At 69.8% G+C, this 21,513-nt stretch carries 20 protein-coding genes and 2 pseudogenes; 10 read left to right on the top strand and 12 right to left on the bottom strand.

All coding sequences use genetic code 11. From position 1 onward, the window contains the following. The first annotated feature begins 13 nt into the window (after positions 1–13). On the top strand, positions 14–790 hold the full coding sequence (locus ACFWP7_RS16290; RefSeq protein ID WP_384381903.1) for an NPCBM/NEW2 domain-containing protein: 777 nt from the start codon (positions 14–16) through the stop codon (positions 788–790). 66 nt (positions 791–856) lie between these two features. Here ACFWP7_RS16290 and ACFWP7_RS16285 read toward each other — a convergent pair whose 3' ends face one another. Continuing rightward, the gene (locus tag ACFWP7_RS16285) at positions 857–1,054 is read right to left on the bottom strand and encodes a hypothetical protein (protein WP_384381901.1); all 198 of its coding nucleotides are present in this window, start codon (positions 1,052–1,054) and stop codon (positions 857–859) included. Positions 1,055–1,268: 214 nt separating this feature from the next. On the opposite strand from ACFWP7_RS16285, the gene ACFWP7_RS16280 reads away from it, so the two are divergent. Continuing rightward, on the top strand, positions 1,269–2,417 hold the full coding sequence (locus ACFWP7_RS16280; protein WP_384381899.1) for a hypothetical protein: 1,149 nt from the start codon (positions 1,269–1,271) through the stop codon (positions 2,415–2,417). A gap of 80 nt (positions 2,418–2,497) precedes the next feature. Here ACFWP7_RS16280 and ACFWP7_RS16275 read toward each other — a convergent pair whose 3' ends face one another. Both ACFWP7_RS16275 and ACFWP7_RS16270 read right to left on the bottom strand, forming a co-directional pair. Next, complete coding sequence (locus ACFWP7_RS16275) at positions 2,498–4,891, bottom strand: SpoIIE family protein phosphatase (protein WP_384381897.1); 2,394 nt, start codon at positions 4,889–4,891, stop codon at positions 2,498–2,500. A gap of 657 nt (positions 4,892–5,548) precedes the next feature. Beyond that, complete coding sequence (locus tag ACFWP7_RS16270; protein WP_384381895.1) at positions 5,549–8,134, bottom strand: bifunctional FO biosynthesis protein CofGH; 2,586 nt, start codon at positions 8,132–8,134, stop codon at positions 5,549–5,551. A gap of 362 nt (positions 8,135–8,496) precedes the next feature. Here ACFWP7_RS16270 and ACFWP7_RS16265 point away from each other — a divergent pair, with 362 nt between their 5' ends. The 3 genes and pseudogenes from ACFWP7_RS16265 to ACFWP7_RS16255 form a co-directional block, all read left to right on the top strand. Then, positions 8,497–10,047, top strand: coding sequence for a CehA/McbA family metallohydrolase (locus ACFWP7_RS16265; protein ID WP_384381893.1), 1,551 nt, complete (start codon positions 8,497–8,499; stop codon positions 10,045–10,047). Between the two features lie 119 nt (positions 10,048–10,166). Next, positions 10,167–10,640: a hypothetical protein gene (locus ACFWP7_RS16260; protein WP_384381891.1), complete on the top strand. Its 474-nt coding sequence runs from the start codon at positions 10,167–10,169 to the stop codon at positions 10,638–10,640. Between the two features lie 45 nt (positions 10,641–10,685). Then, positions 10,686–10,793 (top strand): annotated as a pseudogene (locus tag ACFWP7_RS16255) (IS5/IS1182 family transposase); the annotation flags it as partial. Here ACFWP7_RS16255 and ACFWP7_RS16250 read toward each other — a convergent pair. From ACFWP7_RS16250 to ACFWP7_RS16230, 5 genes are all read right to left on the bottom strand, one after another. Continuing rightward, on the bottom strand, positions 10,773–11,294 hold the full coding sequence (locus ACFWP7_RS16250) for a hypothetical protein (RefSeq protein ID WP_384381889.1): 522 nt from the start codon (positions 11,292–11,294) through the stop codon (positions 10,773–10,775). The pseudogene ACFWP7_RS16255 and the gene ACFWP7_RS16250 overlap by 21 nt on opposite strands. 123 nt (positions 11,295–11,417) lie before the next feature. Next, positions 11,418–12,920 (bottom strand): alpha/beta hydrolase, encoded by a 1,503-nt coding sequence (locus ACFWP7_RS16245; protein ID WP_384381887.1) that lies wholly within the window; start codon positions 12,918–12,920, stop codon positions 11,418–11,420. Positions 12,921–13,057: 137 nt separating this feature from the next. Continuing rightward, positions 13,058–13,342 carry a hypothetical protein gene (locus ACFWP7_RS16240; RefSeq protein ID WP_384381885.1) on the bottom strand — a complete coding sequence of 95 codons (285 nt, stop codon included), beginning with the start codon at positions 13,340–13,342 and terminating at the stop codon, positions 13,058–13,060. Continuing rightward, positions 13,339–13,644 carry a hypothetical protein gene (locus ACFWP7_RS16235; RefSeq protein ID WP_384381883.1) on the bottom strand — a complete coding sequence of 102 codons (306 nt, stop codon included), beginning with the start codon at positions 13,642–13,644 and terminating at the stop codon, positions 13,339–13,341. The genes ACFWP7_RS16240 and ACFWP7_RS16235 overlap by 4 nt, the downstream gene beginning before the upstream one ends. Positions 13,645–13,712: 68 nt before the next feature. After that, positions 13,713–14,150: an ATP-binding protein gene (locus ACFWP7_RS16230; protein ID WP_384381881.1), complete on the bottom strand. Its 438-nt coding sequence runs from the start codon at positions 14,148–14,150 to the stop codon at positions 13,713–13,715. Between the two features lie 210 nt (positions 14,151–14,360). Here ACFWP7_RS16230 and ACFWP7_RS16225 point away from each other — a divergent pair, with 210 nt between their 5' ends. From ACFWP7_RS16225 to ACFWP7_RS16210, 4 genes are all read left to right on the top strand, one after another. Then, a complete protein-coding gene (locus ACFWP7_RS16225) occupies positions 14,361–15,212 on the top strand; it encodes a helix-turn-helix transcriptional regulator (RefSeq protein WP_384381879.1) in 852 nt (283 codons plus the stop codon). A 9-nt stretch (positions 15,213–15,221) separates the two neighbouring features. Then, positions 15,222–15,404: a DUF397 domain-containing protein gene (locus ACFWP7_RS16220; protein WP_384381877.1), complete on the top strand. Its 183-nt coding sequence runs from the start codon at positions 15,222–15,224 to the stop codon at positions 15,402–15,404. A 47-nt stretch (positions 15,405–15,451) separates the two neighbouring features. Next, positions 15,452–15,850: a nitroreductase/quinone reductase family protein gene (locus ACFWP7_RS16215; protein ID WP_384381875.1), complete on the top strand. Its 399-nt coding sequence runs from the start codon at positions 15,452–15,454 to the stop codon at positions 15,848–15,850. Positions 15,851–16,042: 192 nt separating this feature from the next. Then, positions 16,043–17,002 (top strand): alpha/beta hydrolase family protein, encoded by a 960-nt coding sequence (locus ACFWP7_RS16210; protein WP_384381873.1) that lies wholly within the window; start codon positions 16,043–16,045, stop codon positions 17,000–17,002. A 12-nt stretch (positions 17,003–17,014) separates the two neighbouring features. Here the strand turns inward: ACFWP7_RS16210 and ACFWP7_RS16205 are convergent, their stop codons facing one another. Further along, on the bottom strand, positions 17,015–17,347 hold the full coding sequence (locus tag ACFWP7_RS16205) for an EthD domain-containing protein (RefSeq protein ID WP_384381871.1): 333 nt from the start codon (positions 17,345–17,347) through the stop codon (positions 17,015–17,017). A gap of 50 nt (positions 17,348–17,397) precedes the next feature. On the opposite strand from ACFWP7_RS16205, the gene ACFWP7_RS16200 reads away from it, so the two are divergent. Then, on the top strand, positions 17,398–18,009 hold the full coding sequence (locus ACFWP7_RS16200; protein ID WP_384381869.1) for a TetR/AcrR family transcriptional regulator: 612 nt from the start codon (positions 17,398–17,400) through the stop codon (positions 18,007–18,009). Between the two features lie 54 nt (positions 18,010–18,063). Here ACFWP7_RS16200 and ACFWP7_RS16195 read toward each other — a convergent pair. The 3 genes and pseudogenes from ACFWP7_RS16195 to ACFWP7_RS16185 form a co-directional block, all read right to left on the bottom strand. Then, positions 18,064–18,276 (bottom strand): annotated as a pseudogene (locus ACFWP7_RS16195) (aldo/keto reductase); the annotation flags it as partial. 43 nt (positions 18,277–18,319) lie between these two features. Beyond that, on the bottom strand, positions 18,320–19,774 hold the full coding sequence (locus tag ACFWP7_RS16190; RefSeq protein WP_384381867.1) for an aldehyde dehydrogenase family protein: 1,455 nt from the start codon (positions 19,772–19,774) through the stop codon (positions 18,320–18,322). Beyond that, complete coding sequence (locus tag ACFWP7_RS16185) at positions 19,771–21,501, bottom strand: amidohydrolase family protein (RefSeq protein ID WP_384381865.1); 1,731 nt, start codon at positions 21,499–21,501, stop codon at positions 19,771–19,773. Before ACFWP7_RS16185 ends, ACFWP7_RS16190 begins: the two co-directional genes overlap by 4 nt. Between the last annotated feature and the right edge of the window lie 12 nt (positions 21,502–21,513).

The raw sequence follows: 21,513 nt of genomic DNA, 5'->3' as shown, positions 1-21,513 counted from the left end.
CCTGCCATCCGCCGTGCACACCAGCATCGAGTACCCGGCCCTCTTCGCAGACGCGCCGCCGCTGGTCGAGGCCAGTGTGACCACCGTCACCGGCAACGACGGCGCCCAGCCCGCGCGTGACGGAAGCGTCGAGCTGACCGGCCCCGCGGGCCGGACCGTCAGGGCCACCTCACCGACCGGGTTCGGACGGCTCGATGACGGCCACGAACTGAGCACCCGGTGGTCGGTGACCGTGCCGGAGGGAACGCCAACGGGCAACGACACACTGCACGTCGGCGCAGGATACGAGCCCGGTCCGACCACGGTGGGCTACGACCTGACCGTCTCCGTGGTCGCCGAGCAACCCGCGGGCGTCAGCTCACTCGGTGACGACCAGTGGGTCGCCACGTCCAACGGCTCCGGACCGGTGGAACGCAACACCGGCAACGGCGGTAACGCCGCGGTCGACGGGCAGCCGATCACCCTGAACGGGCAGACGTTCGCCAAGGGGCTGGGCACGCTCGCACCCAGCGAGGTCAGCTACTACCTGGGCGGCAAGTGCTCGACCCTGGAAAGCACCGTCGGCCTGGACGATCTGACGACGTCGCTCAGTGGCTCGGTCACCTTCCAGGTGTGGGCCGACGGCAAACTGGTGAAGGAGACCCCCGTGATCACGCGCGGCGAGCCGCCCCAGCAACTCACCGCCGACGTCACGGGGGCAAGCCTGCTGAAGCTCGTGGTCACCGACGCCGGTGATGCCAATATCGGCGACCTCGCGGACTGGGCGGACGCCGAGGTCACCTGCGTGTGATCCGGCTTCGCCGAGCGGGACTTCCCGGGCCGCCTCCCATTCGAGTGCGGCCCAGGTCGCCCGCCGTCATACGAAACGGCGGGCGACCGGCCCGAGTTCAGCACAGGCAGGGCGCACGGCACCCCCGCCCAGTTGGCGGATGCTGGAGTCCGTCATGACCCCACTGAACACGTGGACTTCGTCGACATCGCCGTGGAGGTACTCGCCCCAGCCGTCGCCGACGTGGAGCGGACCGGAGCTGCGCCAGCCGTTCGGGAGGGGCACGGTGGCCTCCGTGTTGGTCCAGCCCTCCAGGCGAACTTCGTTGCCGTCCGCGCCGCGTGGTCAAGCGGTTGTCAAGATCGTCATGTGCCTATTGCGCGGTGGGTTGCGCCCGTCTTGTGACTGGCCGGAATCGCCCGTCCCTTCGCGTTGCCTTCTTCGGCAGGCTGGACCGGAGTTCGCGGCCATCGTGCTGTCGTAGAGGGAGGGGTCCGTCGTGCGGAGACGTTCGTTCATCAGTGGGCTTGTCGGGGTCGCCGGGGTGGGGCTGGGATCCGTGAGCGGGAGTGCGGCAGCGGCCGGGCAGGCCCATCGCCCCGCGGCGGGACCAAGGGAGTTCGCCGGCCCGCCCCGTGACTGGCAGGCCGTTCCCGCGCCCGACGGGACACCCGCCGCCCACCTGATCGACGTCGCCGCCGCCGGGGCCGACCTCGCCTGGGCCGTTGGGGAAGAAGGCCGGAACGGGAGTACGGGAGGTGTGCCGCTCGGCCTCATGTGGGACGGGAGTTCCTGGAGCCGGGTCGACCTCGGTCATCTGCCGTTCGCCGGCGGCTACCTCCACTCCGTCGCCGCCACTTCCGCCGGATCCGCCTACGCCATAGCCACCTCCGGCGGCACTCACCTGCTCCGCTGGGACGGCACCACCTGGCAGGAGGTCGACTTCCCCGGCCGTGGCCAGTCCGGCACCTCGCTCACCGGCATCGCGTCCGACCCCGTCGGCGGCATCTGGCTCTCCGGCCGGAACAGCGACGGGTCCGTGCTCCTGTACGGCGACGGCAGCGGTGACTACAGCGGCTGGCAGTGGATCTCCGCACCGCCCAGTACCACGGCCGCCACCCCGACCGGCGTCCGTGTCGGGCCCGCCGGGGACGTCTGGGTCTTCGCCGTCGAGTTCGTGGGGCGGTGGGACGGCGTCCGATGGACCGAGCTCCCTGCCCCCGGCGGCATCCGCGCCACCATCAGCGACCTGCTCCCCGTCACCGACCACGACATCTGGCTCACCGGCCACGCGTACGGCGTCGGCGGCCCGCCGGGCAAACCGCCCGGCGCCACGCTTCTGCACGGCGACGGTACGTCCTGGCAGTCCGTCACCCCGCCGTTCACCGTCGGCATGCTCACCGGCATCACCGCCGACGACCTGGGCGGGCCCGACCGCATCGCTGGCTGGGACTTCTGGGATCAGACCCGGGCGCACTACCTGCGGTGGGACGGCACGGCCTGGGTGAGTGAGCGGGGGCCCGTTTCCTCTTCTCCTGTCGTGATGAACTCCCTTGTCCGGGTGCCGGGAACGGCCACCGACTACTGGGCCGTCGGCACCACGTCCTCCTACCCCTATCCGCCCGCCCAGATCCGTATCGAACGCTGAACCGCACCGGCCCCGGCTGTGGATGGGCTACCGACGGCACTCGGGAGCAGGTGTTCACCGTGCTGTTCGCGCGTCGGGTTCTACGTCAGTTGCTGCTCGGCCCAGATGATCTTGCCCTTCGGCGTGTAGCGGGTGCCCCAGCGCTGGGCCAGCTGGGCGACCAGGAACAGGCCGCGGCCTCCCTCGTCGGCCGCGTCGGCCCGGCGCAGGCGGGGTGAGGTGCTGCTGCCGTCCGAGACTTCGCAGATCAAGGCACGGTCGTCGCGCAGCAACCGCAGGGAGATGGGCGGACCGGCGTGCCTGATGGCGTTGGTCACCAGTTCGCTGACAATCAGCTCGGTGCTGAACGCCTGCTCCGTCAGACCCCACTCGTCCAGCTTCCTGAGTGCCATGTCACGCGCACCGGAGACGGCCTCCGGGTCGTCGGGCACCTCCCAGTCCATCCACAAGTCGGCGTCGAGACCCTGGGTACGGACGACGAGCAGAGCCACGTCGTCCCGGGAGTGGCCGTCCAGCATCGACTCCATCACCGCCTCGCAGGTCTCGTCCGGGGAACGGTCCGGCCGGTCGGTCAGCGCGCCGCGGAGCATGTCCATCCCGATGTCGATGTTGCGGTCGCGCAGCTCGATGAGACCGTCGGTGTAGAGGGCCAGCTGGGTGCCTTCGGGCACCGTCACCTCTGCCGACTCGAAGGGCGTGCCGCCCACGCCGAGCGGCGGCCCGGCCGGGATGTCGAGGTATTTCACCGTGCCGTCGGGAAGCACCAGGGCGGGCGGCGGATGGCCGGCCCTGGCGAAGGTGCAGAGGCGGGAGACCGGGTCGTACACCCCGTACAGGCAGGTGGCGAGGTAGTCCTCGTCGCCGAGACGGCCCACGAGATCGTCGAGGTTCGTGAGCAGGTCCTCGGGCGGAAGGTCGAGGGCTGCGTAGTTGTCCACAGCGGTGCGCAGTCGCCCCATGGTGGCGGCGGCATGCAGGCCATGGCCCATGACGTCTCCCACGACCAGCGCCACGCGGGCACCGGACAGCGGGATGACGTCGTACCAGTCACCGCCGGCTCCCAGCTGTGCCGGCCGGTAGCGGTACGCGGCCTCGACGGCGCTCTGTTCGGGCAGGCCGTGCGGCAGCAGACTGTGCTGGAGGGTCAGGGCCATGAGGTGTTCCCGGGTGTAGCGGCGAGCGTTGTCCACGCACACGGCGGAGCGTGCCCCGATCTGCTCCGCGAGCAGCAGGTCGTCGGCGTCGAACGGCTCCCTGTGCGTCTCCCTGACGAAGACCGCCACTCCAAGGGTGGCGCCCCGGGCGCGCAGGGGAACGGCGACGCAGGAGCCATAGGCAGGACTGGGGTCCGGACCGAATTCGGGTCCCGGATCGGGGACCGGACCGGGGGCCGGACCAGAGCCGGGGACCAGACCCGAGCCCGGCGCCGGACCGGAACCAGGGACCACACCCGGACCCGGCGCCGAACCGGAACCGGGGACCAGACCCGGACCCGGCGCCGGACCGGAACCGGGGACCAGACCCGAGCCGGAGACCAGGCCGGTGCTGGGTTCCGGACTGGGACCAGGGCCGGGACCGGGACCGGGACCGGGGCCGGGACCAGGACCGGGACCGGGACCAGGACCGGGACCAGGACCAGGACCAGGACCGGGACCGGGACCAGGACCAGGACCGGGACCAGGACCGGGACCGGGACCAGGACCAGGACCGGGGCCAGAACCGTCGTTTCGGGCGTTCGCTCGTGGGCCCACCGCACCGAGCCAGGCCGCTGCGGCGGCCGTATCCGTGATCGAGGCGCGGACCGGTCGCCCCGACACCAGGGCACGGCCGGGCACGGAATCGAGCGGATAGGCGTGCAGGTCGCCGGGGCGCGGTCCGGGATCCGCGGTGACCTGCGCCTTCAAGGTGTTGCAGGCCATCCGCCGCAGAGTGACCGATTCCTCGGTGGGGAGCGTGGGCGGTTCGTTGCCGGAGAGCATGGTGTCGAAGAGGTCGACGACAGCGAGGTCGGCGAATCGCGGAACGGCGATGTCGGCCAGCTCATGGGAGGTGCGGGAGATGTCGAGCGTCGAGCCCACCCGCTCTCCTGCCTCCGTGAGGAGGGTGAGCCGGTCCCGGGCGATCATGAGCCGTCTGATGCGTTCCTCACGCTGTAGGCGGACCCGGCACACCAGCAGGCTTGCTGCCGTGCCCAACGAGACCAGGGTGATGGTGACCACACGCTGGACGACCGGAAGCCCCGGGACGATGCCGCCGTACAGGAGCAGGAGCACCGCCATGGTCACACCGCAGACGATCAGAGTCCGCCGGTAGGACAGGAGAGCGCTCGCCACGAGCGGGGCCAGGATGGAGAAGCCGCCGAGCCTGGTCACCCCACCCTGTGATGTGGGGATCTGCGCGAGCGCGAGCAGCCCGATGTAGACGAGAAGAGCGGCGAAGACGCCGGTCCTAGCGCCTCCTTGCGGCCCAGTCACCCGACTCACCTCCCAGCCCGATTCTCCGCACGGGCGAATCACCTCGCGGGGCCTGCGGCAGGCGATTCCGGACCGGTCGGCACCGTCCGCCCGCCCTTTCCGGCCATCCCGGAACTGACGTCGACTCGGACACGATTCGATCAACGACTCGATCCACGATCACGACCGTTCTCATCACATGAGCTACGTGCGAGAGAGAGGAGCAGCGGGACATGCACTCCTACCAGTTTTGCCGCCGCTTGACCGTAATGCGAATCTTTGGGCCGAATGCGGACCCGCGGAGCCCGACGTACCGGGGCCCGACCCGCAGGCGTCCACGTGCCGGTTACCCGACCCGCCGGGCTGCTCACCAGCCGTGGTGCGGGCCGACGGGTGAACAACCCTCGTGGCGGCCCGGAGACCACTGCCCCCGGCAGGCAGTGCCCGACGGGCCCGGCCGAACGTCGCCCTGTCAGAACTCTGGCTACACCCGGCGGCCGGACTCGGGGAGGCCCGACGAGAGCGTGGGCTGCCGCCTTCGGGCGCCGGGCCTCGGGACGCAGCGCGACGCCTGCTCTGGACCGACGGCCGGTTCCGGGCGTCCGAGCTGTCTTCCCACCCGGGGGCGCCCCCGACTCCCTTCGCGCCTACGGCGGCCAGGGGTCACCCCGTCCGCCGTCAGTCCAACACCGGCAACAGCTCCGGCAGATGACCGTCCGAAGCCGCCGCCGCCTCCTGCCGCTCCTCGGACACCGTCCCGTAGAACGTCGTACGCGGCTTCGCCGGACGCCCCGCCGCTTCCGCCACCGCGACCAGTTCCTTGACGGACTTGTACGAGCCGTACGACGAGCCCGCCATGCGGGAGATGGTCTCTTCCATCAAGGTGCCGCCGAGGTCGTTCGCGCCGGAGCGGAGCATTTCCGCCGCGCCCTCGGTGCCCAGTTTCACCCAGCTGGTCTGGATGTTGGGGATGTGCGGGTGGAGGAGGAGGCGGGCCATGGCGATGACCGCGCGGTTGTCCCGCATGGTGGGGCCGGGGCGGGCGATCCCCGCCAGGTAGACGGGCGCGTTGGTGTGGATGAAGGGGAGGGTGACGAACTCGGTGAAGCCGCCGGTCTGTTGCTGGATGCGGGCGAGCGTGCGGAAGTGGCCGAGCCAGTGGCGGGGCTGGTCCACGTGGCCGTACATCATCGTGGAGGAGGAGCGGATGCCTAGTTCGTGGGCCGTGGTGACGACCTCGATCCAGGTGGCCGTGGGGAGCTTGCCCTTGGTCAGGACCCAGCGGACCTCGTCGTCGAGGATCTCCGCGGCGGTGCCGGGGATGGAGTCGAGGCCCGCCTCCTTGGCGGCCGAGAGCCATTCGCGGATGGACATGCCGGTGCGGGTCGCGCCGTTCACCACCTCCATCGGGGAGAAGGCGTGCACGTGCATGCCGGGGACGCGCTCCTTCACCGCACGGGCGATGTCGAAGTAGGCGGTGCCCGGCAGATCGGGGTGGATCCCGCCCTGCATGCAGACCTCAACAGCCCCGACTTCCCAGGCCTGTTGGGCTCGGTCCGCCACCTGGTCCAACGACAACGTGTACGCGTCCGCGTCCGTACGGCGTTGCGCGAAGGCGCAGAAACGGCAGCCCGTGTAGCAGACGTTGGTGAAGTTGATGTTCCGGGTGACGATGTAGGTGACATCGTCGCCGACCGCCGACTTGCGGACGTCGTCGGCGATACGGCAGAGGGCGTCAAGCGCGGCGCCGTCCGCGTGCAGCAGCGCCAGTGCCTCGTCGTCGGTGAGGCGGGTCGGGTCGTCGGCGGCCGTCGCGAGGGCCGCCCGTACGTCGGTGTCGATACGGGAGGGCACCATTCCCGGTGCCGCCGCCTCCCGCAGCGCATCCCAGTCGCCGTAGACGTGGTCGAAGTCCTCGCGGCGGTCGCCGGTACGGCCCTCGGTGTCGATCGACGCGTGCAGATCCGTACGCCCCGACGACGTGAACGCCTCCTCGGGCTCCTGCCACGGGTGCCCCTCGACGACGGCATCCGCACGCGCCAGCCCCGACTCCGGGTCCGCGAGCGCCCGTACGTGCGGCAGCAGCCGCGGGTCCAGCCACGGCTCGCCCCGCTGCACGAACTCCGGGTAGACGCAGAGGCGTTCGCGCAGTTCGAAACCGACGGCCGCGGATTCCGCGGTCAGCAGGTCGATCTGCGGCCACGGACGCTCCGGGTTGACGTGGTCGATGGTCAGGGGCGAGACGCCGCCCCAGTCGTCGATCCCCGCGCCGATCAGCCGCCCGTACTCGGAGTCCACCAGGTTCGGCGGCGCCTGGAGGCAGGCCGCGGGGCCCATGATGTGCCGGGCCACCGCGACCGTGGCGACCAGCTCGTCCAGCTCGGCGTCCGGCATGCCGCGCATCGCCGTGTCCGGCTTGGCGCGGAAGTTCTGGATGATCAGCTCCTGGATGCCGTGATAGGCGCGGGAGATGCGCCGCAGCGCGAACAGCGAGTCCGCGCGCTCCTCGTACGACTCCCCGATCCCGATCAGGATCCCGCTGGTGAAGGGGACGGAGGAACGGCCGGCGTCCTCCAGCACCCGCAACCGTACGGCGGGCTCCTTGTCCGGTGAGCCGTGGTGCGGCCCGCCGGGCTCGGACCACAGACGGGTCGCGGTGGTCTCCAGCATCATGCCCATCGACGGGGCCACCGGCTTCAGCCGCTGGAAGTCCGTCCACGACATCACCCCGGGGTTGAGGTGCGGGAGAAGCCCCGTCTCCTCCAGGATGCGGATCGAGATGGCCCGTACGTACGCGATCGTGTCGTCGTACCCGTGCGCGTCCAGCCACTCGCGTGCCTCGGGCCAGCGGTCCTCGGGCTTGTCGCCGAGGGTGATCAGCGCTTCCTTGCAGCCGAGTTCGGCGCCGCGGCGGGCGATGTCGAGGACCTCGTCCGGGGACATGAACATCCCGTGGCCGGCCCGGCGCAGCTTGCCGGGGACGGTGACGAAGGTGCAGTAGTGGCATTTGTCCCGGCACAGGCGGGTGAGCGGGATGAAGACGCTCTTGGAGTACGTGATGACGCCGGGGCGGCCCGCCGCCGCCAGGCCCGCGTCGCGCACCCGGGCGGCGGAGGCGGTGAGGTCGTCGAGGTCGGCGCCGCGGGCCTGGAGCAGCACCGCGGCCTCGGTGACGTCGAGGGCAACGCCCTCACGTGCACGTTTGAGGGCGCGACGCATGGAGTTCTCGGTGGGGCCGGTTCCAGAGGTCGCGGAAGTCGTCATCCTTCGAGCATACGATCGTGGTGATCAGGGACCACAGGGCGCAGGCGTATTCCCCCGGTGCGACGGGTCGCCTTCCTCCCGTGCGACAGGCCGTCTTCCTCCCGTGCGACAGGTCGCCTTCCTCCCGTGCGACAGGCCGTCACGGACTGGCACCGGTACGGGAGCCTCCGCCCGGCGTCGGCCACACACTCCACTACAGGCGCACCAGCCACGCGTCGGGCCTGCCCGGCACGCCGTCTGCGTCCAAGCGAAAGCTGTGCATCCCTTTCTCTTGCACCGCAGTTCACGACCGCATACAAGCCTTGTACAAGTTGGCCTGCACCGCCCGCCCATGTCAGTCACGACGTCTTGGGAGCAGCAGCATGTGTGAGGACGATCAGGGCACCGACAGCACCGACAGCGCTGACGGAATCAACGGCATGGGCAGACGCGCCCTGATCGTGACGGGAGGGGCTGTCGCGCTTACGTTGGGGAGCGTGACCTTCTCACCTGGCTATGACGCGGAAGCAGCGAGCGAGCTGGAGACGAGGACGGTGCGCGGCACGCTGCCCACCGGCTCGCCGGACTTCGTGTACCTCCCCGTCGAAGTCCCGGCGGGCGTACGGGAGATCAAGGTCTCGTACACCTACGAACGGCCGTCCGTCCCGGCCGGCACGCAGGGCAACGCCCTCGACATCGGCGTCTTCGACGAGCACGGCACCGAACTCGGCGGCAAGGGCTTCCGCGGCTGGTCGGGCGGGGCCCGCACGGAGTTCTTCATCCGCGCGGACGACGCGACGCCGGGCTACCTCCCGGGACCGGTCCGCGAGGGCACCTGGCACATCGCCCTCGCCCCGTACACGGTTTCGCCGCAGGGACTGCCGTACGAGATCACGATCACGCTCACCTACGGGGACCCGAGTCCGGCCGTGAAGCCGGTGTACCCGCCCGCGCGGGCGAAGGGCAGGGGCCGCGCCTGGTACCGCGGCGACTGCCACCTGCACTCGTGGTACTCGGACGGCCGCCGCACCCCGGCCGAGATCGCGGCCCTCGCGCGCGCTGCGGGCCTGGACTTCATCAACTCCTCCGAGCACAACACCACGTCCGCGCACGCCCATTGGGCGGACCAGGCGGGTGACGACCTGCTCATCATGGTCGGCGAGGAGGTCACCACACGCAACGGTCACGTCCTCGCCCTCGGCACCGACCCCGGCACCTTCGTCGACTGGCGCTACCGTGCCCGCGACAACCGCTTCGGCAAGTACGCCCGGGAGATCCGCCGCTCCGGCGGCCTGGTCGTGCCCGCCCACCCGCACGCCACCTGCATCGGCTGCAACTGGAAGTTCGGCTTCGGGGAGGCGGACGCCGTCGAGGTGTGGAACGGCGCGTACGGCCCCGACGACGAGGTGGCCCTCGCGGACTGGGACGGCATGCTGGTGGCAGCGGTGCGGGAGGGCCGCGGCTGGATCCCGGCCATGGGCAACAGCGACGCCCACCGCGACCCCGACCCGGTCGGCCGCCCGCAGACCGTCGTCCTCGCCGACGATCTGACCCGCGAGGCCATCCAGGACGGCATCCGGGCGGGCCGCTCCTACGTGGCCGAGTCCCGGGCCGTGTCACTCACCTTCTCCGCCAGCGGGTCGAAGGGCGAGCACGCGGGCATCGGCGAGCGGCTGAAGGTGGACAAGGACACCCCGGTCACGCTCCGCCTTGAGGCCACCGGCGCCCCCCGCTGCACGGTCCGCTTCGTCACCGACCAGGGCGTCCTGTTCACCAGCGACCCACTGCCCGTCGACGGCGCCGGCACGGTCGAGTGGCGTACGACGGCTTCGTACGCGGCGTACGTACGGGCCGAACTCCGCCACGAGGTGGTGCTCGCGCCGTTGCCGGGGGCGCTGGCGGCGTTCACGAATCCGATCTTTCTGGGGCGTTGACGTCGGAGGCGTGGGGTGCCGCCTGATGCAGGAGGGTATCCGCTCGGCACCGTGTTGCTGCACACTGCACGGAGTACCCAGAGTGTCCGGTGTATTCCTCTGTGTGACAGGAGAGTTCTGTGTCTTCACCGCGTCACGGCGTCCTCGTAGCCATCACCGCATCGACGTTCGCCCTCGTGGGGCTTACGGCTCCGGCGGCCACCGCGACTCCCTCCGGACTCGCCGAGTCTGCCGCCGCCGCGGCCAGGGCGGCCGCCGCCTACCCCACCAACCCCTTCGACGCGACCTACGGAGCCACCTACGCCCGTGGCACCCTGACCTGGCAGAACCGCTCGGTCGGCGTCTCCGGGAACCAGCGAGCCCTCACGGCCAGCGGGTGCCGTAAGACGTACGTCTTCACCTACGACTCAGGCGTGAACGAACTGGACGTCAGGAGCAGCACCGCGGTGTGCAACGGCATCGCACCGCTCTCCTTCAGCGTCCCTGCGGATGTCCCCGGCGGGGCCGCCTTCACCACCGTCTGCCTCACCGACGGAGCAGGTGCCGCGCTCAAGTGCGTGGCGTATGCCCGATCCGACGCGTCTGTTGCCTGATCCGCACCGGACAGGTCCTAGGTATCGCTGTCGAACGCAACGTGCAAACAGTTCCGGGCCGTCGCCACACGGTTCGACAAGCTCGCCACCCGCAACGAGCCGGGACTGCAGCTGAGTTCGCTCATCTGGTGGCTACGCGATCTGGTGCCGTGACCACCGGGCGAACAGGCTTCGCCGCCTGGGAGGTTGAGTCGTGAACGCCGTTTGCGGAACACCCAGCGCATCGAGCCGTGACATGAGCCGAACCTCTTGCTCTGACGTGACAGCGATCCACAGGGCTGTACCCGTGTCGCCGGCGCTGAAGATCGCTCGACCCTGTCGCCACGCCTCGGCATGAATCGTGTAGGGAGCCAAGGCGAGAAGCACGTCGAACTGCGTGTCGTCGCAGACATCGACGTCAATCCCCATGCCAGGATCACCTTTCGCAGACCGGACGCCCTCGGCCACCTCGTTGGCGGCCATCGACAACACCTGCTCGTACGCGGGCGCCACTTCCGGTGGCCATGCGATATCGCTGTAGGCATCGACGTGAGCCGTCTCGATGCTGTCTCGCAGGACACGAAGCGCCTCGCGGTGAACGCGTACCACGTCTGCCGCCTCCAGGCCGTCTCGGAGGAACAGGTCTCGACGTGGTTCATCGGCTCCACTGGTCATGCGGCTCAGCCTTTCACGCGCCGATGTCGTCCGTTTGAAGGGCCTGACCGGCTGCGGCTGCCGTTGTAGCCGCGCAGCTGACGACTTCACTCGCCCACAGTTTGATCATTTATCAGACAGGGCCTAGCCGCAGTAGGTGTCCCGGCGAGGCCGTTCCCCCGTCGCCAGGTAACGGGAGACGATCCGGTCGCCGCACTCGTTGCCGTTGGCGAGGTAGGCGTCGTGGCCGGTGGAGTTCACGGTCACCATGACGGCGCGTTTGCCGAGGGCGGCGCGGAGCTTCAGGGCGCCGCTGAGCGGGGTGGCCACGTCGCGCTGGTTCTGGACGAGCAGGACGGTGGACGGACCGCGATCGGTGATCCGTACGGGATTCTCCTTCAGCGGATACGGCCAGGCGGCACAGGCCGTCGCGTTCCTCGGCATCCCGGCGGTCAGTGGATACTTGGCCCGGCTCTCGTCAACTCCCTTCTGGTACGCGGATGTTGACCTGGGCCACTCTTCGTCGTTACAGAAGGTGGCGATGGCGACGGCGAGGCCGTTCTGCAGCAGCGGCTCGGGGGGCGCCTCGGGCGCGGGCGGGACGGTGCCTTTCTGCGCGGCCAGGATCAGCTGGGCCAGAGCCGGAAACCCGTCGTCGGGGTCGTAGAACGTGTCGACCATGGTCTGCCGGAGCACATTCCCGTTCAGCTCCGCCGGATTGGCCCCGGGCCATGGGATCGGCTCACGATCCAGCCGTGCGGCGAGCCGCAGGAACAGCGTCCGCACCCCGGTCGCCGTATCGGCCAGCCGGTACGGATTCCCGGGCGCAGACGCCCACTTGGCGAACTCAGGAAAGACGTCCTCGACACCGGTCTCGAACCCCGCCCACAAGGCACGGGAAACCTGGCCGTGTTCGGGGTCGCCATTGCCGTCCAGGTTGCTGTCCAGCACGAAGCGGTCGGTGCGGTGCGGGAACAACTGGCTGTAGACAGCGCCGACATACGAGCCGTACGAGTCACCCCACGCGGACAGCTTCCGCTCGCCCAGCGCCGCCCGGATACGGTCGATGTCACGGGCGTTGTCGGCACTGCTGATGTGCCGAATCAGCTCGCCGCCGTCGCGTGCGCAGGCGTCGGCCATCCGCCGGGCGGTGACCATGTTCTCGGTGACCGACCCGTCCGGGGCGGGCCAGGGGAAGAACGTGGACCTCGCAAGGTCGTCGGCTTCGAGACCACAGCTGACCGGCGCGGAACGGCCGACCCCCCGGGGATCGAACCCGATCAGGTCGTACGCGTCCCGCACCTCCTGTGGCAGCTTCTGTCCCTTCCCGGAGAGTTCGTCGAGGCTGCCGCCGCCGGGCCCGCCGGCGATCAGCAGCAAGGCCCCGCGGCGTACGGCCGGCTTCTCGCTGGGGATACGGGAGACGGTGATTCCGATCTTCTTGCCACCGGGATCGGCGTAGTCGATCGGTACGTGCACGGTCGCGCACTCCTGCCGGGGATCGAGCCCGCTCCCCTCACACTTCGCCCAGTCGAGGGGCTCAGGAGTAGAGGTGGCCACGGCAGCCGTCGCGGTGAGCGGCGCGGTGACGCCGAGCACGACGGACGCGGCCACGATCAGGGCGACATTTCGCGTGGTCTTCGTCATACCGAAGAGCTTCGCCGCCCGCCCCCCACCGTCACATCCCGCCAACCCCCCTATGCCTCCTGGGGTTTACCGCACGGATCTCGTAGGGCCTGCCCGAACGCGCCGACGTCGGCCGCCGGGTTCACCTCCCCGGGGCGTTACTGATCCACGACCTGTGGATCACGGAAGTAGTACACGACCGTCACGCCCATGCCAGGGGTGTGCGTGTAGACGACGGTGATCGCTTCGGCGGAGTCGTGAGCAAGCGGTGTGGTGTACGTGTACTCCACGGAGGGCGGGCGCCAGTCTGGGATCTCGCGCCCCGCCGTCGGGTCCCGTCCGATGACCATGAGTGCGTCCCGGACCACTTCCCGCTCCCCCACCGTGAGGTCTCCGAACGCCTTCTTGGCGGGCTCGGCCTCCTCCAGCGGGATATCGCTCATGTGCCGGAGCCTCCGGCGCGTTCCTCTTCGAGGGCTGCCATGATCTCGGGCGAGTTCCTGATGTGGACGCGGTGCCGATAGGCCCGTACCACGGCCGCGGCGCCCTCGAAATCGTTGGTGGGGGCGGCTCCTATGGCCGCCGCCAGCTCGTCCTCGAACCGCTCCCGGTCGCCGGGAAACCCGTAACGGCTGAGCGCGCCGCGCAGGTCGTCCACGGTCCGGATCTCGGGGAGGGGCATCGCTCCCCAGCCGTGCTCCGGCTGTGCGCTCGCGTTCATGGTCTGCTCCTGACGAACGGGCATCGCTCCACCTCCCAGTATGGCGCCGCCCAGGCGGGACGGACATCGCTCCGTAGCCCGCACAGCCCCGCTCACCACGTCGCCACCCCGCGCCCGCACTCGGCCCACAGCAGCTTGCCGCCCTTCGACGCGCCCAGTTCGCGCAGCACGGACGCGCCCCACGCGTCGGCGCAGGCCCGTACGAGGTGCAGGCCGCGGCCGTGCTCGGCGGTTTCCGCGGCAGGTGGGGGTACGTCGCCGAAGCCGGACGGGACTCTCGGGTCGGAGTCCCATACGGCGACCCGTACCCGGTCCGACTCGGTCGAGAGGACCCGGAGGGCGTACGGGCCACTGGTGTGACGGTGCGAATTCGTCAGCAACTCTGCCGCCAACAGTTCTGCCGTGGTGGAGAGTTCGGACATTTCATGGGCGGCCAGAATCAGCCTGAGGGTTCCCCGGGCGATGCCCGGAGCCCGTGGATCGTGCGGAAGTTGCAGGGTGTAGGACCAGGGCGGCGATACGGTTGCCATGGAAGTTTCCGATCACGAGAGGGAGTTGGGGTCGTTGGTCTGCGGAGCCCAGTGACGATGCCGCTCCGTCGAGCGGGGTACTCCCGGGCGGGGCGCCTGGGAACGAAGATAGGGCACGCACAAATAACTTTTGGCGAATCCGGGAAAATTTCGAGAGACTTCGCTCGTGTGAGTGACACACCAACTCGGCGCAGAGCCAGAGGAGTTCACATGCCCCCAAAGCCCTCGGCGTCGGCCCGCCGCATCCGGCTTGCCGTCGAGCTGCGCAAGATGCGCGAACGAGCAGGCATGACGGCAACCGAGGCAGCCCGCACGCTCGGGGTCAGCCAGGGGCAACTCAGTAACATCGAGTCGGCACGGTTCGGCGTCAGCCCCGACCGCCTCAGGGCGATGGCCCGCACGTACACATGCTCGGACCAGGCTTTCGTCGAAGCCCTGGTCGACATCGCGACCGACAAGACGCGTGGCTGGTGGGAGGCTTACCGGGAGGTCCTGCCGTCGGGCCTGCTCGACCTCGCTGAACTGGAGCACAACGCCACCGCCGTGCGCACGGCGTACACCACCCACATCTCAGGGCTGCTCCAAACTCACGACCACGCCCGCGAGATCTTCCGCCACGTGATCCCGGCGCCCACGCCACCGGAGGTCGAGCACCGCGTCTCACACCGCATCAAGCGGCAGGACGTCATCTACCGGGCAGACCCGATCCCGTACCGGACAGTCATCCACGAAGCGGCCCTGCGCATGCGCGTCGGCGGCCGGGACGTTGCCCGTGCCCAGCTCCAGCACCTGCTCGACATGAGCGAGCGTGAACACATCACCGTACGAGTGGTCCCGTTCGACGTCGGTGCGTTTCCCGGGTCGGGCCAGTCCATCAACTACCTTCACGGTCCCGTCCCGCAGCTCGACACCGCACAACTCGACCAGTTCCACGGCCCCGTACTCCTGGACGCCGAAGCGCTCTTGGAGAAGTACCGGAACCTGCTCGACATCGTGGAGGCCACCGCCCTGAGCCCCGAGAAGTCCCGGGACCTGATCCACGCCATCGCCCACGACCTGTGAAGGAGCCCCATGTCCACGCATGACTGGCAGAAGTCGTCCTACTGCCAGGAGGGCGACGCCTGCGTCCACGTCGCCGCCACCGCAGAAACGGTCCATCTGACCGAAAGCAGCGACCTCACCCGAGCCATACTCTCGACCCACCCCGACACCTTCGCCACCCTCCTCCGAGCCCTCAAGAAGAACGACGACTGAACCGCCACCCGGGTCCACCACCGGGTCCACCGACGAAAGAGCCCCACATGCCCCGCCACCACGAGCTCAAGTTCCGGATCGTCACCTCGCTCCAGCGGCGGATCGGGAACCCCGTCATGAAGCTGCTGCCGTTCCAGACGCTCCTGGAAACGACCGGGCGCAAGTCGGGGCTGCCGCGCCGGACCCCGGTCGGCGGGCGGCGCGTCGGGCACGAGTTCTGGATCGTGTCGGAGTACGGCGAGAAGTCGCAGTACGTGCGGAACATCAAGACCGATCCGAGGGTCCGGGTGCGCGTCAAGGGGCGTTGGCACGAGGGGACGGCCCACCTGCTTGCCCGGGACGACGCCCGCGAACGGCTCAGGTCCCTGCCCCGGCTGAACAGCGCCGCGGTCCGCGCGGTCGGTACGAACCTGCTGACGGTGCGGGTGGATCTGACGGACGGCTGATCCGCACTGTGGCCCCACGCTCTCCTCTCGGCGACCGTTGACAAAGCGGAACGCTGTTCCGTATCGTAATCGGAACAGCGTTCCGCTTCAGCGTACCCAAGTTCCTGAAGCCGGACGCTCCTGACCGCCTGCTCCGTCAACGGCGGCAGGCAGCTGCCATCGCACGGCCGGCCTCTGAATGGACCCAGCAACATGACCGAATCGACTCACCCCACCGACCCCTTCAGCTCGCCCACTCCCGTCCTCTCGGTCGGTCCGGTGGTGCTGCCGGCTCCCGCCCGAGCCGTGGACCTGGAGGTACGGGTCTCCGCCCCCGTGACCGGGAACGACCTGCCGGTCATCCTCCTCTCGCACGGGCAGGGCTACTCGAACCACCTCTCCTCCCTGAACGGCTACGCCCCCCTCGCCGACTTCTGGGCGGCCCACGGCTTCGTCGTGATCCAGCCCACCCATCTGAGCTCCAGGACGCTGAGCCTGGATCCCGAGACCCCGGGGGCGCCGCTGTTCTGGCGTTCACGGGCCGAGGACATGAAGCGCATCCTCGACCAGCTCGACGTGATCGAGGCCGCCGTACCGCAGCTCGCCGGGCGTCTGGACCGGAGCAAGGTCGCCGTGGCCGGGCACTCGATGGGCGGGCACACCGCGAGCCTGCTGCTTGGCGCCCGGCTCACCGACCCGGAGGACGGAACGGTGGTGGACCTGGCCGACTCCCGGGTCAAGGCGGGCGTACTGCTTGCGGCGCCCGGCAGGGGCGGCGATGCCGTCAGCGAGTTCGTGGCCGAGAACTACTCCTTCTTCCTGACCATGGACTTCTCCAAGATGGCGACGCCCGCACTCGTGGTCGCCGGCGACAAGGACACCTCCGCCCACCTGACGGTCGCGGGCCCGGACTGGCACGCCGATCCGTACGTCCTCTCCCCCGGCCCCAAGTCCCTGCTCACCCTCTTCGACGCGGAGCACGGGCTCGGCGGGGTCTCCGGATACGACGTCGCCGAGACCACGGACGAGAACCCGGCGCGAGTGGCCGCGGTCCAGCGGCTCACCTGGGCCTACCTCCGCAGCGAGCTCAACCCCGGGGACACCGCCTGGCAGACGGCGCGTGACGCACTGACGGCCGACCCCGACCCGCTCGGACGCATCGAATCGAAGTAGGCCGGACGCTCCCTAGACCAACTGCACCCTGCGGTCCAGAACGGCCGAATGAATACCGACGGACGTCTCCCGCATGTACGCCGTCCGCAGTTCGTGCGCTTTCCGGTATTCCTCGGTCGCGAGGGCCTCGCGCATCTCCTTCTCCGACTCGAAGCCGATCCGCACGATCGCGTCGATCGGCTCCTCCTCCCCCTCCGCCCCGAGGTCCGTCAGGTAGTACTGCACGTACTCCTTGACCTGGGGAAGTGCCACATAGGTCGGTCCGTACTCCAGTTCCATGAACCGGCGGAAGTCCTCCGTGGAAATCTCCGGGCGCTTCCTGATCACCGTCATCAGCCTGAGCATGCCGCCACCACCTTCCTGAACACCTGTTCATTGCACGCTACCATGAACGAGTGTTCAATGAATCAGTGGCCAAGGCAGACAACCGCGACCTGCGCTCCGAGCTCGTTGCCGCCGCGATCGGCATGCTGGCGGAGCCTCAGGCGGTGGCCGTTCCGTCGCTGCGCTCGATCGCCCGGGCCTGCGGGGTGGCCCCCTCGGCCGTGTACTGGCACTTCCCCTCCGAGGCGGACCTGCGCTCCGCGGTGCTCGACGCCGAATACACCTCGCTGGTCGAAGCGGTCGAGTCGGCCCTCGACGCCACGGACGAGGCCGACAACCAGCTGGTCGTGGCCGGCGACGCCTACATCGCCTGGGGCGCCGCCCACCCGGGCGCGTACCAGCTCCTGTTCGAGAGCAATGACGCACTGCCGGAGACCAGAGCCGCGCACGGCCCCCGCCTCCAGGCGCGCATCGTCGAACTCGCGCGGCTCGTCGACCCGGACGCGCCCTTCGCCTCCGCGCTCCTGTTGTGGTCGGCATGGCACGGTGTCGTCTCCCTTCGGCTCCACAAGGCCGAGTGGGACTGGGGAATGACCGCACAGGAAGCAAATCGCCGACTGGTTCAAGCATTGGCGACCAGGAGGACCAGTGCCACCGATGCGGACAGGCCCGCCGCTCTCTAGGAAGCCGCCTTGCTGGTCGTAGCCATCAACAAGTGGCCGCGGCTGGCACTTTCATCACACGCCCTGACCCTGCTCGTACAACCCGTCGAGCCGGTCCAGGTGTGCCGGCGTCAGCTGGAGCTGTGCGGCGGCGAGGTTCTCCTCCAGGTGGTCGATACGGGCGGTGCCCGGGATCGGGAGGATGACCGGTGAGTGGGCCAGCAGCCAGGCGAGGGAGAGCTGGGTGGGGGTGGCGCCGAGTTCGGATGCCACGGCGGCGACCTCGGCTCCGAGCAGTCTTCGACCTGTAGCCATGCAGGGCTCGACCTGCTCACCCCTGCCAAACGATCGCCTGCACCTCGCTGTACGCGTGCAGTGCGTACGACCCCACGTCCCGGCCCACCCCGCTCTTCTTGAACCCGCCGAACGGGGCCTCCATGTTCCGGCCGACGGTGTTGACGCCGACGCCGCCCGCGCGGAGGCGGCGGGCCACGCGGAAGGCGCGGGCGATGTCGCCGGACCAGACGTAGTCGATGAGGCCGTAGTCGCTGTCGTTGGCGAGGGTGATGGCCTCCTCCTCGTCATCGAAGGGGACGACCACGACGACGGGGCCGAAGATCTCCTCGCGGACCACCCGCATGTCCGGGGTGCAGTCGGCGAGAAGGGTGGGGGCCACGTAGAAGCCGCGGTCGAGCGGGGGCCGTACGCCGCCCGCGACCACCTGCGCGCCTTCCTTGCGGCCGAGTTCGACGTAGGACTCGACCCGGTCGCGATGGGCCGCGGAGATGACCGGGCCGACCACCGTGCCGGGGGACCGTGGATCGCCGACCTTCAAGTGACCGGCGTACGCGGCCAGTTGCTCCACGAGCCGGTCATGTACACCCCGCTGCACCAGTACCCGCGTCGGCGCCGTGCAGATCTGCCCGCTGTAGAAGGAGAACGTCGTCCCGATCCCCGACACGGCCGACTTCAGGTCCGCGTCGTCGAAGACGACCGCCGCGCCCTTGCCGCCCAGCTCCATCAACTGCCGCTTCATACCGCGCCCGCACACCTCGGCGATGCGCTGCCCGACGGCGGTCGAGCCGGTGAAGCTGACCATGTCGACGTCCCGAGAGTCGACCGCCGCCTCACCGACCTCCACCCCTGTGCCGCTGACCACGTTCACGACGCCCGGCGGGACGCCCGCCGACTCCAGGGCCTCCGCCATCCGGTACACGGAGAGGGGGTCCTGCGGGGCGGGCTTCACGAGCACCGTGTTGCCCATGGCGAGGGCGGGGGCGATCTTGCCCGCCGGGTTGGCCCAGGGGTTGTTGTACGAAGTGATACAGGTGACGACGCCGACGGGCTGGCGGACGGCCAGGGCGCCCATGACGGCCGCCCCGCCGAACGGCCCGGCCTCGTTGATCTGCGGCGGCAGCGGCTGCTCGACGGGTTCGACCTTCGCGTACCGGCGGAAACGGGCCATGCCGACGCCCACCTGCATCGCGCGGGCGGTCCCGGTGGTGGCACCGCTCTCGGCCTGGGCGAGTTCGGCGTACGGGAGGAGGTTGCGGCGGATGATCCCGGCGGCCCGGTCGAGGACGGCGGCGCGCTCCTCGGCCGGCGTGCGCGACCACGTCCCGAAGGCCTCGCGGGCCGCGGCGGCGGCCGCGTACACCTGCGCCCGCGAGGCCTCCGGCGCCCGCCCGACGACGCCCTCGGTCGCCGGGTCGGTCACCTCGTAGAACCCGTTGTCGGGCTCCACCCACGAGCCACCGATGAACAACCGCTGCTCTTCGTAGGTCACTTGGTGCTCACCGTCTGCGTGTCCCGCCCGGACCTGAGCACCTTCCCCGGCACCGCACCCGTCACCTCGTCACCCCGGATCGCCTCAATGCCGTTGACCCAGACGGCCGTTATGCCGATCGCCTTCGAGTCGAGGCGCGGACTGTCACCCGGCAGGTCGTGCACCAGGGTGGCCTTGCCGGCGTCGATCCGTTCCGGGTCGAAGAGGACGAGATCCGCATGCCAGCCCACCTCCAGGCGCCCCCGCTGCCGCAGGCCGAAGAGCCGCGCCGGGTCGTCCGTCAGCATCTTCACGGCCTGCTCCAGCGTGACGAGCTTCCGCCCGCGCAGACAGTCACCGATGAAACGGGTCGTGTACGGGGCTCCGCACATGCGGTCCAGATGGGCGCCCGCGTCGGAGCCGCCGAGCATGACGTCCTCGTGCCGCCAGGTCTCCTGGCGCAGCGCCCACGAGTCGGGGTCGTTGTCGGTCGGCATCGGCCACAGCACCGTACGCATGTCGTCGGCGGCGCAGATCTCCACGAGGCACTCGAAGGGCTCCTGGCCGCGCTCGGCGGCGATGTCGTCGACGACCCGTCCCATGAGGCCCTCGTTCGCGGCGCTGTAGGTGTCCCCGATGACGTACCGCCCGAAGTTGGCGAGCCGCCGGAAGACGCCCGCTTCCTTGCCGGCGGCCCGGCGCAGCATCTCGGCGCGCACGTCCGGGTCGCGCAGGCGGGCGATCCGCTCGGGTACGGGGAGGGCCAGCACCTCGCCCCAGCCGGGGATGAGGTTCAGCGCGCAGAAGGTGCCGAGCGACATGTTCATGGGGGTGAGGATCGGCATGGTGAGCGCGACGATGCGGCCACCGGACTTGCGGGCACGCTCACTTGCCTCCAGCTGCCGCGGGACGCGCTCGGGGACGGCGGCGTCGATGGTCAGCACGTTCCAGTTCAGCGGACGGCCCGCCGCCGCGCTCATCTCCACGAACAGATCGATCTCGTCGTCGCTGAACTGGTCGAGGCAGCCCGCGACGATCGCCTCGATCTGCGTGCCCTCGTGCTCGCCGACCGCCCGGGAGAGGGCCAGCAGTTCGGCGGGTTTCGCGTGCCGCGAGGCGACCGGCTTCCCGTCTCCGTCGGAGTGCGTGGAGGACTGGGTGGTGGACAGCCCCCAGGCTCCGGCGGCCATCGCCTGGTGGAAGAGCCGCAGCATCTCCTGGAGTTGCTCCTCGGTCGGCTGCCCGCCCACCGCATCCGCCCCCATCACATACCGCCGCAGCGCACAATGCCCCACCATGAAGCCCGCGTTGACGGCGATCCGCCCCTCCAGGGCGTCCAGGTACTCCCCGAAGCCGTGCCAGCTCCAGGGCGCACCCTCCTCCAGGGCGACCAGGGACATGCCCTCGACCCTGGACAGCATGCGGCGCGTGTAGTCGGCGTCCTCGGGTCGGTCGGGGTTCAACGGGGCAAGCGTGAAGCCGCAGTTGCCGCCCGCGACGGTCGTCACCCCGTGGTTCAGGGACGGGGTGGCGTACGGATCCCAGAAGAGCTGGGCGTCGTAGTGCGTGTGCGGGTCGACGAAGCCCGGGGCGAGGACGAGCCCGTGAGCGTCCTCGTTCGTCCTCGCGTCCTCCGTCACCGCCCCGATGACCGCGATACGGCCGTTCCGTATCCCCACATCGGCGGTGTACGCGGGTGCACCGCTCCCGTCCACGACGGTCGCGCCCCTGATCAGATGGTCGAGCATCGCGCGGGAACC

It is taken from the genome of Streptomyces sp. NPDC058470, assembly GCF_042721055.1.
Classification (GTDB): domain Bacteria; phylum Actinomycetota; class Actinomycetes; order Streptomycetales; family Streptomycetaceae; genus Streptomyces.
The sequence above is the reverse complement of the archived record's forward strand: the minus strand, read 5'-3'. Positions and strand labels throughout refer to the sequence as shown.

Coding starts and splice junctions, on each gene's coding strand:
- ACFWP7_RS16270 (WP_384381895.1), bottom strand. CDS start 8,134: ATGACGACTTCCGCGACCTCTGGAACCGGCCCCACCGAGAACTCCATG.
- ACFWP7_RS16265 (WP_384381893.1), top strand. CDS start 8,497: ATGTGTGAGGACGATCAGGGCACCGACAGCACCGACAGCGCTGACGGA.
- ACFWP7_RS16250 (WP_384381889.1), bottom strand. CDS start 11,294: ATGACCAGTGGAGCCGATGAACCACGTCGAGACCTGTTCCTCCGAGAC.
- ACFWP7_RS16245 (WP_384381887.1), bottom strand. CDS start 12,920: ATGACGAAGACCACGCGAAATGTCGCCCTGATCGTGGCCGCGTCCGTC.
- ACFWP7_RS16240 (WP_384381885.1), bottom strand. CDS start 13,342: ATGAGCGATATCCCGCTGGAGGAGGCCGAGCCCGCCAAGAAGGCGTTC.
- ACFWP7_RS16235 (WP_384381883.1), bottom strand. CDS start 13,644: ATGCCCGTTCGTCAGGAGCAGACCATGAACGCGAGCGCACAGCCGGAG.
- ACFWP7_RS16230 (WP_384381881.1), bottom strand. CDS start 14,150: ATGGCAACCGTATCGCCGCCCTGGTCCTACACCCTGCAACTTCCGCAC.
- ACFWP7_RS16225 (WP_384381879.1), top strand. CDS start 14,361: ATGCCCCCAAAGCCCTCGGCGTCGGCCCGCCGCATCCGGCTTGCCGTC.
- ACFWP7_RS16220 (WP_384381877.1), top strand. CDS start 15,222: ATGTCCACGCATGACTGGCAGAAGTCGTCCTACTGCCAGGAGGGCGAC.
- ACFWP7_RS16215 (WP_384381875.1), top strand. CDS start 15,452: ATGCCCCGCCACCACGAGCTCAAGTTCCGGATCGTCACCTCGCTCCAG.
- ACFWP7_RS16210 (WP_384381873.1), top strand. CDS start 16,043: ATGACCGAATCGACTCACCCCACCGACCCCTTCAGCTCGCCCACTCCC.
- ACFWP7_RS16205 (WP_384381871.1), bottom strand. CDS start 17,347: ATGCTCAGGCTGATGACGGTGATCAGGAAGCGCCCGGAGATTTCCACG.
- ACFWP7_RS16185 (WP_384381865.1), bottom strand. CDS start 21,501: ATGCTCGACCATCTGATCAGGGGCGCGACCGTCGTGGACGGGAGCGGT.